This window comes from Paenibacillus sp., assembly GCF_048976745.1.
GTDB lineage: Bacteria > Bacillota > Bacilli > Paenibacillales > Paenibacillaceae > Paenibacillus.
Genome location: NZ_JBHGUU010000006.1, coordinates 1,626,934 through 1,640,196 on the forward strand (window position 1 = coordinate 1,626,934; position 13,263 = coordinate 1,640,196).

Below are 13,263 nucleotides of genomic sequence, written 5' to 3' on the forward strand. Positions count from 1 at the left end.
TTTCCCAAATGAGGAGATGAATACGGTTTTGAACTAACCTGCCCGTTAGCTTAATAAACAGATTAATATTTTAATCGACATAGTACCATGTTCTTAACCTTTCCAGCAAATACTAAGTTCTTGCGTTAGGTCCGAAAAACCTTTTCTTGATACAGAAAAATCGTTATTCAAGCGAAGTTTTAAATTTATGTGGCTTTTATCTCGCCATGGAAGTTCCATCATGATGCTATTTAGATATCTACCTAATCCGAAATGACACAATGTTATTGTCCTTTTCGGCAAAGGAACCAAGTTCTTGTCCTCAGCTTGGGACAAGAACTTGGTTCCTTAATACAAAAAAGCCGCTATATTAGCGACTTTGAAAGGAACAATTTTTTTGTCCCTCGACATCATATCATGAAAGTCTTGAGGTTCAAGCCCCTTTAGATATTCAGGCATTACTTCATTTTTCTGACTAACTGCAATTGTGTACGCCCGCTCTCCATCCTTCTCCTGAATGGTCACATCTGCTCCTTGGTCTACCAGATATCGAACCATCTTCATGTTATTAAGTCGTGCAGCTACCGTGAGAGGCGTGGCCTTGTACGGATACACCATATCCGGTTCATTGTAATTGACGTCTACTCCTTGATCCAGCAAGTACTGGACTGTCTTCATATCGTGATCAGCTACCGCTTTGCATAACGTTTTGCCTCCATATTTTCGAATATCCAACTCCAGTTCATTCAGCACGGTTATATTCTTTTTGTTACCATAGTAGGCTTCATCATATGCACTGGATTTGACCCGATTAAGTCCATTTAACTTGGCACCTTGCTGGTACAGGTATCGCACCATTTCTGCTCCACAATATCTAACTGCCTTCAGGATCGCCGGATTATTTTTCACATTCAGATTAACTCCTTGCTCCACCAACAACTTAACCACTTCCGATTGATTACAGATTAAGGCAAGGTCGAGTGGCGTTAATGTTATGTATTTACTAAGTGTAATCTCTTCTTCGAGAACCATCCCCTGTTTAATGAATTGTTCTACTGCAACGGTACCCCCTCATATATTGCCTTGGCATGATCAGGAAGTGTTTCGAACGTTCCTTGATTTCCGATTTTGAACAAAAAAGATTCCTCCTATCACTTGTTGATAACCCCTACTTCGAGTTGTTTAAAGTCTTCCTCCGAAAGCTTTTTCTGAAATTTTTCGATATAAGCTGTAATCTCCTTATTAATAGCTCGATACTCCGAATCTTTAGGAACAATATTCTCCTCTGGTCTCAGGTTACCGTAATATAATTCTTCTATTATATTTCCCACATCACAGTCCCCTTTCTCTTATACCTGTCTGGTACTCTTCTCATGACAATTATATAAGATTGCCAGACAATACTGGGGATTTATGCGATATTCGCATGTGACTCGTATCGCTTTCGTCGAAGATCGCATTTTACATGCTTTCTTTGACATAATAATGCAATGCTTGTTGAGCCCCACCTCGGGAGTATGCTAAGATAATGGACACCTATTTCCATAAAATCTAACAAATCAACCGCACAGAAAGGACACTATGAATCCTTCATCACTGTCATCCAAGTTACAACAGATTATTCCACCACTGGATCTGCGAAGCTGCCTCGTCAGCGTACGCGGTGAGATCATGTACGAACACTACCGCAACCAAGAGGCTGCGACCCATATTGCAAAAATCAATTCATGTACCAAGAGTGTGCTGTCCGCACTCATCTGTATAGCGATGGATAAAGGCTTGTTGCCAGAGGCATCAACCCCAATCTCCACCTTTTTCCCACAGCTGACATCCGATCCTGACCCGCGTAAACCAGCGATTACACTGGAACAACTGCTCACCATGACAGCCGGATTCAACTGGGATGAGTTCGGCGGGCAGAATTCATTCCCTCGCATGACCCGCACCGATCATTGGGTGAATTTTGCGTTGGAACAACGCTTAAGCCATGAACCGGGTACATATATGGAGTACAACTCAGGAGTATCACAGATTCTATCCGCCATCCTGATGCAAAATGCAGGCATGAATGTAGCCGAGTTCGCAGAACGATATCTCTTTGGCCCGTTGGGCATTAAGGATTATGAATGGGAAAGTGACCCACAAGGTGTCCATACTGGCGGATTCGGTCTGAAGATGTTGCCCGCAGATCTGCTAAAATTCGGCAAGCTCTTTTTGCAGCAAGGGATGTGGGAGGGGCAGTCTCTCATTTCAAGTCATCTTGTCACCCGTTCTACGCAGCCTTTCATTACAGTACCTCCACCGAATTACGGCAGTTATGCTTGGCATTGGTGGGTGGATGTCTATCCGAACGAAAGGTCTGCCGCCGAAGATATTGCTGCTGAAGACACCCAACCCAATCTCCATTACTATTACGCGCGAGGGTTTGGTGGTCAGTATGTATATATTGTGCCAGAGCTAGAACTCGTTACCGTGTTAACCAATGACAAACGAAAGAAAGAGAAACCTCCGCTGGATGTTTTCCCTCGTTTAATCGCTCCGGAGCTATGGAAAATGTTATAAATGTAATCCGTTCTTTTATCTTGTTCGACCCATGGTTATAATCAAGAACCCCCAACCTTATGTAGGCTTAACCGCCCGTAGGCTGAGGGTTTATTTGTCATAAGAATGCCTCTTCGATAGCAATTGTTATTGGATACGGACCAGACTCTTGATTAGAGACCACAACCAGTTGCAGATCATAGCCCGGATACACCGAAGACATAAACGACACCCCTGGATCAAACCCCATAACATGAAATTTGAAAATGTCTTCTCCCTTACGGTCAATCCAGATCCCCTGCCCATAGTACTCTTCATCCTCTTGTTGGACATGCGGTGTTAATAACTGACGTGTCGTCTCGACATTTAATAATTGGTGACCCAGCAAAGCATCCCAAAATCGAATCATGTCTGGTGCCGTAACATATGCCCCACCATCTGATCCACCTTTGACAGGAATGGAGAACATATTGGTGTTCCATGAGCCATCTTCATGATCGATATACCCTAATGCTGTGTTGCGCGGAAGCTGATCTGTTACGAAATAACCGGAGCCCTTCATGCCACAACTTTTAAAAATGTGCTCTGCCACATAATCTGTAAACTCCAGTCCTGAATGCTGTTCCACGATAAGCCCCAGCACAATAAAACCCGCATTGTTGTAGTGAAAACGTTCACCCGGAGCAGACTTCATTGGCAGATGCTGAAACATGGGCAGAAAGTCACTTAAACGCCTCATCCCGTAAACCGGTCTGTCTTTCCACAATTCTGAAAAGTCATCCATCACATCTTCATCGAAATAATCTGGAATACCTGACGTGTGTGTTAACAACTGTTGGATGGTAATTCCCTCGTCCCATAACGGAAACTCCACATCCAACACATCGTTCAGTTTGGAATTGGCAGACAACTTCCCCGTTTCAATGAGCTGGCATATACTCACTGCCGTGAAGATCTTACATCCTGATGCAATGCCAAAGCGTGTATCCACCTGATTGGCAAGCTCCTCACTGCGATTCGCATAACCACGTTTCATATTCAAAAGGGTTTTCCCGGCTTGCTGAAGTAATACAACACCCGAAAAATTCACACGTTCCATGACTTCTTCTACTTTTGTTGTCAACTCTACTGCATTCAACATGTTGTTTTTCACCTACTCGTCTATGTATTCATTACATTCTCATTCTTAATTCTTCGTCATCCCCTGCATACCTGCCAAATTTTCATAAAAAGAAGGATTATCCCCATTTAAATGGAAATAACCCTTCTTCATACAACGTAAGATTAGGTTGGACCTCGTATGCTCAAATACTGTTCAATCACTTGTTGCACTCATTCTACGCCTCAGAACTTCCTGCACTCTTCTTCATTTCACGGGGAGACCTTGTATTAATCAGATAATATAGTGTGGCATAGATTGTGATGATAAACGTGCCAAAAAACAGGCTGAACGCTAGAGACGGGCGGCTTACACTTTCGTGCATCAGCTCAATTAGCGTCTCGCGGTTCGTCAGTGCATCCCAGCTATTCAGTCGATATACACGTCCAAGCAATACGCCATAACTTCCCAGAGCACAGCCAGCCAGTACAAAGATCCATGATGCCCAGCGTCCAATGCGGTGATAGATCACTTCCTGAAGCTGATACATCGACAGGAATCCAAGCAGTAGCCCTGTCCAGACAAACATTAATACAACACTTAAGTCGTACCAATAGGTATAGTCCACCCCATTACCACTATAATACCGGGAACTTCTCGCTGTCAGATGAACCAGATCCGTAACAATATACGAAGAGTTCGGGAAGAATAACAACCACAGCAGCCCACTTGCGACTGCAAGCCATACAGCACCTTTCCATTTCACATGACTTAGAAGGTAAGCTGCATACGAGAATACAAAAGGAATCCAGCCCAAGAACAGATTCCAGATCAGAAAGCGGAAATAACGCTGATCCAGCCAATCTGCCGCTACGTAGTACAAACCAAGCGTTACTATTGTGACCACACTAAGGAAAATAAATATGCGAATATAATTCAGTTTTCTCAATGATTCTAACCTCACTTATGTACATAAATTTACTACTCTCCAAGCATACTAGAATCATACCATTTACCAAAGGAGAATCAAATTTACAATGAATCCAAATTCCATGAACCCTCAGAATGCAGTACAGCCTACATTAAATACAAATCCAAATATCAGCCCTAACTTGAATCATGGTGGTCATGAGATGTTCGATGTGCATGAGATTCTGGCATCCACCATTAACGTGCTGGATCAATATATGATCTTTCGTACATTTGTGCAGAGCCAGGAACTGATTGGCATTCTGGACCGGCAGTATAACTTCATTTTATCCCAATACAATCTGACAGCAGAGTGTTTTTCATCCGGACAGAAGCCGCATCAAGAGACAGCAACCTACATGATTCCCAACATCGTACCACCGGTATATGGCCTTAAGCCATCAGCACCAAAAAAGCCAAATCAGAGCTTGGCTGATGTAAAAGATGCCGGGATTAGCGGTCATATGCTGGGACTGATCAAGTCACATGCGAGTCTGCTCGGCATGTCCTGCAGCGAGATCACAAATGGAACGGTTCGCCGTGTCATTGCTTCACAGATCCAGCATTTTATCGAGATGGCTTATGAAATTTTCATGTTCCAAAATAAAAACGCCTATTATCAAGTACCTCAACTCACACCAAGTGATACACAACAGATGCTTCAGGCGTACATTCCAGCAACCGGAGCACCTCAGATGCCTATTAGCAATAAACCACTGCATTAAATAGAAAACGAAGTCCGTTTACCGAGAACAGTCTCTATAACCCATTTGGGGTTTAGGGGCTGTTCTTTGATTTTTTACAATCTTTTTCCTACTGAAGACTCTTGATTCACTTACCAGAAACTGGTTTAATCAAAGTCTAATCCGTACATATTCAACTTATGGAACATACGTATAGAATATAGGTAAAATGCAGTTTACAGTTATACGCGAATTCAAATGGCTTTCTTGATTAAGGGGAGGTATACAAATGAGATGGAAGCAACCTGCTAAACTCGGTTTACTGGCTTTGGCTCTCGGCTGTACTGCGCTTGGCTCGACATTTATGACCTCATCCACACTGGCTGCACCAGTCCCCGCTTCCAATGCGGTGTATCATCAATTCCAGACCTATCGAACAGAAGCAGTGAAATCCACACAAAGTCTGGTTAAAGCACGTAAATATCTCATGAATCATATTGATAAAGTTGGTCCTTGGCAGGCAACACTAATGACCCTGCAATTGGAGAACATGCAGAACGTGAAGCTGGCTGATATGGAATACAACATGTATACGGAACAGTTTCAACAGGCCATATCTCAAGCCCATGAACAACTTGGTTACGAACAGAAGCTTACATATAGTCGGCTGCTCAAGGAAATTAAAGATCCGGCAGTGAAGAAACTTTTGCAGGAAGCATCCGATCTCGGGTTCAAACTGGAATCCAGTGAAGGCTTGTATTACCCCATCATCAATTATGAGATATACCAGAAGTTCAAACCCTTCGTCAAGGCAGATATTGCCGCGTACATTGATATTATGGCTACCGAGTCCAATCAAATGACAACTGCAGATGCTGGCATCATCATTCCCTGGAATGAATTAATTCAGCGTACATTGGAGAAAGAAGCCTTTTTGACCAACTTCCCGCATTCCAATCGTACATCAACAGTGAAGCAGTGGTTATTTGTAGAATATCTATTTTACGGAAGTGACAATACGCCTGCTTATGATTGGTACACGGATGAAGAAATCCGCACCATCGACCCTGAGGTGAAAAAGGCTTACGAGAAAGCTTTGGCTAAGCGGGAGCCCAATACGAAGAGTGTTCTTTTGGATGCCATGGAAAAGATTTTATTCGTTCTCAATCAGAACAATGATGAGCTTACACCAGAAGTCAGAGCAATTATTGAATCTGTTGAACGACACTTTGCCCTTGAATAATAAGGTGGAGCAAAGCACAAATGGAGTTCAAAAAAAGCGGCAATCCTCGTAACAGAGGTTGTCGCTTTTCCGTTTATATATCGAGTCCTTTCGTTCTGATCAAAGACTTGTCGTGTGTACCGATGTAAGTTTGTTCGGATTCACGACGAGGTAAACACCCTCAATCCGCTCCCCGGAAGAGTCCAATTCCAAACAGAGTACCTCGGACAACTGTCCTTCTTTCATCAACGCGAGTTGAAGTTCGCCATTGATCCACATCGGTACCCATTCTCTTTCACGCAATCGCGTAAGGACCCGCCGTGAAGTCAGAAGGGCAAGCACGCCTTTGTGAACACTCATCGTTCTCATAACAGTATGCACAACGCCACCGCCATCGGCTGTAAATACAGGTTGATCCGCCAATAATTCGAGCATGGCAGAGACATCATAACGAAGGAAAGCCGTTGTAAACCGGCTCAGCAATTCGCCTTTGGCTAACATATCTGCATCACTCTGCTCGATCGGCGGAAGTCTTTCAGGCAAGTTCCGTCTGGCGCGGCTAAAGATTTGACGGCAGTTACTCTCCGTTTTGCCCAGCCAATCCGCTATTTCGGAATAATCATACTGGAACGCTTCACGAAGTACAAAAACAGCACGTTCCATGGGCGAAAGCCTCTCCAACATGACCAGATAGGCGTAGGATATCATCTCTTTTTTCTGCATCGTTTCCTCTGGCATATTTTCCACTTCACTGTCACCAAGCGGCTCTGGCAGCCACTCCCCAATATAACTTTCCCGCTGGTTGCGGGCGGAATTCAGCAGATTCAAACTTCGGTTCACAACGAGTCTGGCAATGTAGGACTTCGGATTATGAATAGCCTGAGCAGACGTGCTCTGAATCCCCGCAAAACAATCCTGCACAATATCTTCAGCTTCTACCACACTGCCCAGCATGCGGTAAGCTATTGAAAATGCATAATTTTTATAACGAATATATAACTCACCAACGTCCAGAGAAGACACTTCTGGCTCATTGGTATGGGGATTGAAATTCATGAGAATGGCCTCCTCTGGCATGTGCGTGTATTTTTAGTTAAAGCAGCCCGGATACATTCCGGTTGTAATCGCAATCCGGTTCCAGTTGTTAATCGTGTTAATGGCAAAGATCAGATCCACCAGCTCGGATTCACTGAAATGTTCACGCACCTTATCGTACAACGCAAGGGGTACACCCTGCTCCGAGATTCGAGTCACGGCTTCAGCCAGCTCCAGCATAACACGTTCTTGATCCGTGAATAAAGGTACTTCACGCCACACACTTAGCAAGAGAATATGATCCGCGTAATCTCCCAATTTCATCAGATCTTTGGCATGCATATCGAGACAAAAGGCGCAGCCATTGATCTGGGACACCCGTATTTTCAACAGCTCGTATAACACTTTGTCTTCAAATTGCCCGGATATATATTGCTCCATTGCCATCATCGCTTTAAAAGCGCCTGGACTCACTGCTCTGTAGTTCGTTCTTAAATTCATTTTTCATTCGCCTCCGTCATTTGGTCTACATACTGAAGACAAATGACAGTTGGGATCTGTGACATTCTTGGCGAATTTTTTAATATTAACATCTGACGTAATGAAAATCCGGAAATTTCCGTATTCATGTATGGTTTTTACTGAGCTGTTTGTGATTTCAACCAAAAGTAGGTTGGATATATTGATATTTTGACCAAAAGAGTAGTAACATACGGCTAATCAAGTTAAGTTTTCTAACATAAAAGAGAATCGTTTTATTCATATCAGCAAGGAGTGTTTACTATGATAACTTCCAACACAAACCATAATGCGACGTCTGAATTGCCTAGAGGCTGTACATTCACTGCAGAAGACTGGCATGTATTATCCCAATATTGGTATCCGGTAGCACAAGCAACTGAAGTAACAGACAAACCACTTGCTGCTCAGTTGCTGGATGTGAAGCTGGTTCTTTATCGTAGTAATGATCAGGTTGTCGTAGCCAAGGATCTTTGTTTTCACCGCGGGGCCCCACTTAGCAAAGGTTGGGTAGAGAATGGCGAGATTGTCTGTCCTTACCACGGTTTCCGTTATAATTGTGAAGGAAAATGTACGGCCGTACCTGCGCACCCAAGCTCCAAGATTTCGCCAAAACTCAAACTTATCGTGTACCCGGCAGTTGAACGTTATGGCTTAATCTGGACCACTTTGGCGGGAACGGAAGAACAGATCCCCTCCTTCCCGGGATGGGATGATCCAGATTATATCAATATTTTGCCACCCAACTTTGACATTGCTGGTTCTTCTGGACGACAAATGGAGGGTTTTCTGGATGTATCCCATTTTGCCTATGTGCATACCGAAACGTTTGGTGACCGAAACAACACAGAAGTCCCCCAATACAAAGTGAAACGCGAAGGTAATGAGTTGCTGGCCGAGTATTGGAGTACGGTGAGTAACTATGGCAAAGGGCAAGATCTTGTTGCGCCAGAAGGTTTCCAATGGTTGCGCGAGTTTCGGGTGTTCCCGCCCTTTGCGGCTTCTCTGACAGTACATTTCCCAGGTGACGACAAGCTGAATATTCTGAATTGTGCTTCGCCGATCTCTGCCCGTTATACCCGTTTATTCTGTCCAATCACACGCAACTTTGATAAAGACGCTCCGATTGAAGACACAATCAAGTTCAACTTGCAGGTATTTGAAGAAGACCGTGAGATGGTCGAGTCACAGAAACCGGAGGACCTCCCCCTTGATCTGCATGCAGAAGCCCATATTCCCGCAGACCGTACTTCGATTGCTTATCGTCAGTTATTAACGGAGCTTGGATTGGGACGAAATTACACATCGTAAATTAAATACTGATAAAAACTCTTCAAAAGGCTAATTATTCTGATATAGCGCGTCTCAGATTCTTTAGATTACGGGTCACGCTTCAACGCCTTGATTAAGATGCCTACGATTCGTTAACACTCCATGCTTCGGACACGTTCAGGTATGCATCGGCTTTCAGCAGGTTTGAAGACAACTTTAATCCAAAAATAAGAAGCATTCCTTGGCGGAAGCTTCTTTTTCTATACCCAATTTAACTGAAGTACCTATGTGTATTAGATAAACCTTGCTTAATAAACGTCATCTTTCCTCTTGATTATTCGTATTCACAGGAAGCTCTGTATAATAGGGGCAGCCCGGCTCATGAATAATACGCGGATCAACCCAAGTACCCCAGTACGGAAGACGATTCACGTAAGGTTGCATGTTTGGTTGGTTGTTTGGCTGAGAGTCTGGTTGTACGTACGGTTGCATGTTGGGTTCTGTGTTGGCCTGCATGTTTGGTTGCATATTTGGCTGTACGTTCGGTTGTACATTAGGCATTACGTAAGGCTGATGATTCACATTTGGAGCGCTGCTAGAGACAGGAGCAGTTGAATTCTGGCAATCGGCCGGCGGGCCAATAAACACTGTTTTTTGGATGGGAGCCAGCGCTTCTTGAACTTTTTTCTCGTCCAGACAGTACGTATAAGCCAAAAGTTTTGCAGGGGTAAGACGCAGGATGTCTGAGCCAAATATCGCCTCAGGCACAGGAGCATCAAAGATGGCGAGTAAATGCGTATGATCTACCGTAGCCACTTCATAGTGCCACCAGCCTTGAGGTACATTAGCTACCTGACCTGGTGTAATCGGGAAATGAAGCAACTCGTTCGTAAACGGATTAATGAGTGACACGACTGCTGCACCGCTGATGCAGTATACCAGTTCGGTTGCATTCTGATGAATATGAGGTTCAACTACATTGCCTGTGCTGAGGAAAATATCCAGTAAAGAAGTATTGCCGAGGGTGTTTAACTGATTGATGGATAGAGAATTAATGTAGTTGTTCTCATCCTTCTTGAATAAGGGGTTCTTGCTTAAATCATAAGTAAATTGAGTGCTTGGTAAAGTGTAATCCATGTATGAAGTTGCCAAAATAAAACGCCTGCCCTTCGCTCTCGGTTTAGGTCATAACCTATATGCCAGCTTATGCCTAGCGCCCAGATACGTGACATTTCCACCAATTTTCATCGTATAACCAATGAGCCCTGACTCGGACATCCCGAGCAGGGCTTATACGTTATTAAGTTTCTTCTTCGGCCAAGATATGCTCCAAACTGATTCCTAATGGAGTACTGTTGAGATTCACACTCTGAAGCCAGGTCATCCGCTTTACCATGTCCGGCGTTTCCTCGATTAAACTATTAGTTACACTTAAATAACGCAGCTTCTTTAGTTGCTCCAGTTCAGGCGGAAGCTCACGAATGCCCGAGTACCCTATATCCAGAGCCACCAGTTCACTCAATTCACCAATCTCGGCTGGAATATATTTCAGACCAAGATCCCACTTCTCCTTCGGCTTCCACCCCGTTGGAACATGATATGAACTACCGCAATAAATTCTAAGCTCTCGAAGTTGTTTTAATTTCCCAATGTCTTGGTGAATACCTTCCAAGTCCGCTGTCATGATCTCCAATTCTTCCAATGATGTCAGTTCAAAAAGGGCTGAAGGAAGCGTACTAACATCCTGCTCAAAAATCGTCAAACGTTTCAAGTGCTTCAATTCCCGAATCCGTTCCGGAATCTCTTTCAAGTAATGTGAACTAATATTCAACACATCAGTCTGATGCCTGATTGCATCGTCCAGTAAGCAATGAATATCCTGATGTCGTTCTAACCTAAAAAACAACCCCGTGATACGCTCCATTAGCTTAATTGCTTCTTCTTGTGTAATGTGCATGCCATACATATTCTCATGAGCAACCGTGTAGAAGTAATCGCTCCCATCCTCTTTCAGAAAACAAAGATCGTCCGGCAATGAAGGGTATAACCAGTCATGAAAACGATTGGCTTCCTCCTTAAGGATCTGCCCGGATTCAGTCGTACAACGATATATGTAATAGCTGCCTTCTGCATACATGGCACCACTCTGCATCATCATTTCTTCCATCGTACAGCTTTCAATCAGGTACGGTTCGAGCCTCTGTAACACTTTGGCAACTCCTACAGGTGTGCCTTCTTCTGCATACTGTCTGTCAACCAGCATAAACCGGTCTGTCTTCTCGATCAATTCGTCAATCAACAGTTCATAGGCAGTTCCTCTTGGATCCGTGTGAAAAGCTACGGCTACCATATGTTCCCCCCTCATGGCACTATATTCATTAATCTGTAATCTGCTGTATCATCTGAAACCACTGTGGCATAGGCTGATATCATTAATCCGGTTATTGGAGGCTTGTTACATGGCATACGGCCCTGGTTCAGTGTCATCCCCGCAACCTGCGGGTTATCCTTACCCTTATTATCCGCCACCGCCACCTTATCCTTACCCTTATCCCTATCCCTACCCGCCTATCGTTCCTGTTCCACTTCCATATCCGATCGGCGGTCCTTGGTGGCATGGTGGATATCCCGGCGGTGGTTACCCTGGTGGACACCCTGGTCATTTCCCAGGAGGTGGCTATCCCGGTGGACCTCACGGAGGCGGACCTGGTGGTCCGGGTGGACACGGTGGACCTCCAGGCGGCGGATTTCACGGACATCGTTTCTTCTCGTGGTAATCATGAGACTTATGCAAAGTATAGGTTCATATCAGATAAAGGAGCTGCTTCGGCAGCTTCTTTGTTATTAAGAAATTGTCTAATCATGCAGGATTTAATACGTGATCTCATCCATCATCTTCAGATTACGGTTCGACATACTGAGGAGATCCGTAAAGGTAGGTGTAAGATAATATACAAAGTCTGGATCGTGAACATACATGATAATCTGCCCATAGGTGCCTTCCGCCGTTGGATCAAAATCAAGCATCAGATACAGTGAACCTCCCGCGATCGTTGCAAAAGGAATCCATGATTTATGGAACAGGTATGGCCTGATCTCCGGGTCCAACTGGCTGATCTCTTCAGCAGAATAATACTCTTCCAGCTTCTCATCTACTTCACAGAAGTATTGTTTGGTCTCTCTAATCTCTTCCAATGACATCAGATAAAAGGGGGTACATCGGCCCTTCTCGGCATCACCAGGGTACAGCACATGCAACCCGTAGCCACTGCCGTCTTTCCTTTGGTAAAAGGTACGAAAATCACCAGGCAGTCTAATGCCATACTCCTTTTCAAACAAATTGAGACTTTCCTCGGATGCACCTTCCCGATGTTGATATTCTTCGAACAATTGCCGAATCTCTTGATCCTGTATTTTCTCACCCAGCAAGCGATTCAGCTCGTCCATTAACACGTTTAATGATACATTCCGCTCCACGCTCACTACACCTCCCTATCTCAGCCCTTCTCTTCTTGCACATATTGATGATATTCCCAAAACGCTTCTTCCTCTCCGCCGCCTTCAATCAGAACCATAACTGCGTAAGATAACATATTAAGCCATTGTTCCATCATTGCCACCTGTTCGTCCGAAATGAGGTTGTTGCTGCGAAGCATGCCCTCAGGTTCAACAGCCCAAGCATGTGCCATGTGAGTAATTCCCCATAGACATGCCATGACTTCCCGATCAAGTGAAGGCCGTGCAAGTTCTGGTGCCAGAACCCGCAGTATCTCCATCAACTCATGAAAATTCTGCTCAATCAAATGTCCACGAAAGGGCCGCAGACTGCCAATAAAACCGTTCTCCATTCTGGGATGACTCAGATCATCATAAGAAAAGGAGTGACATTTTAATAACATTACTGCCTCTTCACGTTCCATTCCTTCACCCCTAACTAGGTCAAA

The 13,263-nt window shown here is 44.2% G+C and carries 15 protein-coding genes; 5 read left to right on the plus strand and 10 right to left on the minus strand.

The window, feature by feature from the left end:
- Nucleotides 1-327: 327 nt before the first annotated feature.
- The gene (locus tag ACE3K2_RS13790) at nucleotides 328-1,011 is read right to left on the minus strand and encodes an ankyrin repeat domain-containing protein (protein ID WP_421890881.1); all 684 of its coding nucleotides are present in this window, start codon (nucleotides 1,009-1,011) and stop codon (nucleotides 328-330) included.
- A 119-nt stretch (nucleotides 1,012-1,130) separates the two neighbouring features.
- Nucleotides 1,131-1,310: a DUF6809 family protein gene (locus ACE3K2_RS13795; protein WP_421890884.1), complete on the minus strand. Its 180-nt coding sequence runs from the start codon at nucleotides 1,308-1,310 to the stop codon at nucleotides 1,131-1,133.
- Between the two features lie 250 nt (nucleotides 1,311-1,560).
- Between ACE3K2_RS13795 and ACE3K2_RS13800 the strand changes: the two genes are divergently transcribed.
- Nucleotides 1,561-2,541: a serine hydrolase domain-containing protein gene (locus ACE3K2_RS13800; protein ID WP_421890887.1), complete on the plus strand. Its 981-nt coding sequence runs from the start codon at nucleotides 1,561-1,563 to the stop codon at nucleotides 2,539-2,541.
- 97 nt (nucleotides 2,542-2,638) lie between these two features.
- On the opposite strand, the gene ACE3K2_RS13805 is transcribed toward ACE3K2_RS13800, so the two are convergent.
- Nucleotides 2,639-3,661 carry a serine hydrolase domain-containing protein gene (locus ACE3K2_RS13805; protein WP_421890889.1) on the minus strand — a complete coding sequence of 341 codons (1,023 nt, stop codon included), beginning with the start codon at nucleotides 3,659-3,661 and terminating at the stop codon, nucleotides 2,639-2,641.
- 196 nt (nucleotides 3,662-3,857) lie between these two features.
- Nucleotides 3,858-4,568 (minus strand): DUF1361 domain-containing protein, encoded by a 711-nt coding sequence (locus tag ACE3K2_RS13810; RefSeq protein ID WP_421890891.1) that lies wholly within the window; start codon nucleotides 4,566-4,568, stop codon nucleotides 3,858-3,860.
- Between the two features lie 103 nt (nucleotides 4,569-4,671).
- Here ACE3K2_RS13810 and ACE3K2_RS13815 point away from each other — a divergent pair, with 103 nt between their 5' ends.
- Both ACE3K2_RS13815 and ACE3K2_RS13820 read left to right on the plus strand, forming a co-directional pair.
- On the plus strand, nucleotides 4,672-5,313 hold the full coding sequence (locus ACE3K2_RS13815; RefSeq protein ID WP_421891240.1) for a spore coat protein: 642 nt from the start codon (nucleotides 4,672-4,674) through the stop codon (nucleotides 5,311-5,313).
- 247 nt (nucleotides 5,314-5,560) lie between these two features.
- Nucleotides 5,561-6,514: a hypothetical protein gene (locus ACE3K2_RS13820; RefSeq protein WP_421890894.1), complete on the plus strand. Its 954-nt coding sequence runs from the start codon at nucleotides 5,561-5,563 to the stop codon at nucleotides 6,512-6,514.
- Between the two features lie 99 nt (nucleotides 6,515-6,613).
- On the opposite strand, the gene ACE3K2_RS13825 is transcribed toward ACE3K2_RS13820, so the two are convergent.
- Nucleotides 6,614-7,549, minus strand: coding sequence for a sigma-70 family RNA polymerase sigma factor (locus ACE3K2_RS13825; RefSeq protein ID WP_421890896.1), 936 nt, complete (start codon nucleotides 7,547-7,549; stop codon nucleotides 6,614-6,616).
- 33 nt (nucleotides 7,550-7,582) lie between these two features.
- Nucleotides 7,583-8,029, minus strand: coding sequence for a carboxymuconolactone decarboxylase family protein (locus ACE3K2_RS13830; protein ID WP_421890899.1), 447 nt, complete (start codon nucleotides 8,027-8,029; stop codon nucleotides 7,583-7,585).
- Nucleotides 8,030-8,311: 282 nt separating this feature from the next.
- Here ACE3K2_RS13830 and ACE3K2_RS13835 point away from each other — a divergent pair, with 282 nt between their 5' ends.
- Nucleotides 8,312-9,358, plus strand: a complete 1,047-nt coding sequence (locus ACE3K2_RS13835) for a Rieske 2Fe-2S domain-containing protein (RefSeq protein WP_421890901.1) — start codon at nucleotides 8,312-8,314, stop codon at nucleotides 9,356-9,358.
- A gap of 279 nt (nucleotides 9,359-9,637) precedes the next feature.
- Here ACE3K2_RS13835 and ACE3K2_RS13840 read toward each other — a convergent pair whose 3' ends face one another.
- Nucleotides 9,638-10,471: a cupin domain-containing protein gene (locus ACE3K2_RS13840; RefSeq protein ID WP_421890904.1), complete on the minus strand. Its 834-nt coding sequence runs from the start codon at nucleotides 10,469-10,471 to the stop codon at nucleotides 9,638-9,640.
- 148 nt (nucleotides 10,472-10,619) lie between these two features.
- Complete coding sequence (locus ACE3K2_RS13845) at nucleotides 10,620-11,669, minus strand: leucine-rich repeat domain-containing protein (RefSeq protein ID WP_421890906.1); 1,050 nt, start codon at nucleotides 11,667-11,669, stop codon at nucleotides 10,620-10,622.
- A gap of 109 nt (nucleotides 11,670-11,778) precedes the next feature.
- Between ACE3K2_RS13845 and ACE3K2_RS13850 the strand changes: the two genes are divergently transcribed.
- The gene (locus tag ACE3K2_RS13850; protein ID WP_421890909.1) at nucleotides 11,779-12,096 is read left to right on the plus strand and encodes a hypothetical protein; all 318 of its coding nucleotides are present in this window, start codon (nucleotides 11,779-11,781) and stop codon (nucleotides 12,094-12,096) included.
- Between the two features lie 94 nt (nucleotides 12,097-12,190).
- Here ACE3K2_RS13850 and ACE3K2_RS13855 read toward each other — a convergent pair whose 3' ends face one another.
- Both ACE3K2_RS13855 and ACE3K2_RS13860 read right to left on the minus strand, forming a co-directional pair.
- Nucleotides 12,191-12,796, minus strand: a complete 606-nt coding sequence (locus ACE3K2_RS13855) for an SMI1/KNR4 family protein (RefSeq protein WP_421890912.1) — start codon at nucleotides 12,794-12,796, stop codon at nucleotides 12,191-12,193.
- A gap of 20 nt (nucleotides 12,797-12,816) precedes the next feature.
- The gene (locus ACE3K2_RS13860) at nucleotides 12,817-13,239 is read right to left on the minus strand and encodes a hypothetical protein (protein ID WP_421890915.1); all 423 of its coding nucleotides are present in this window, start codon (nucleotides 13,237-13,239) and stop codon (nucleotides 12,817-12,819) included.
- Nucleotides 13,240-13,263: the final 24 nt, after the last annotated feature.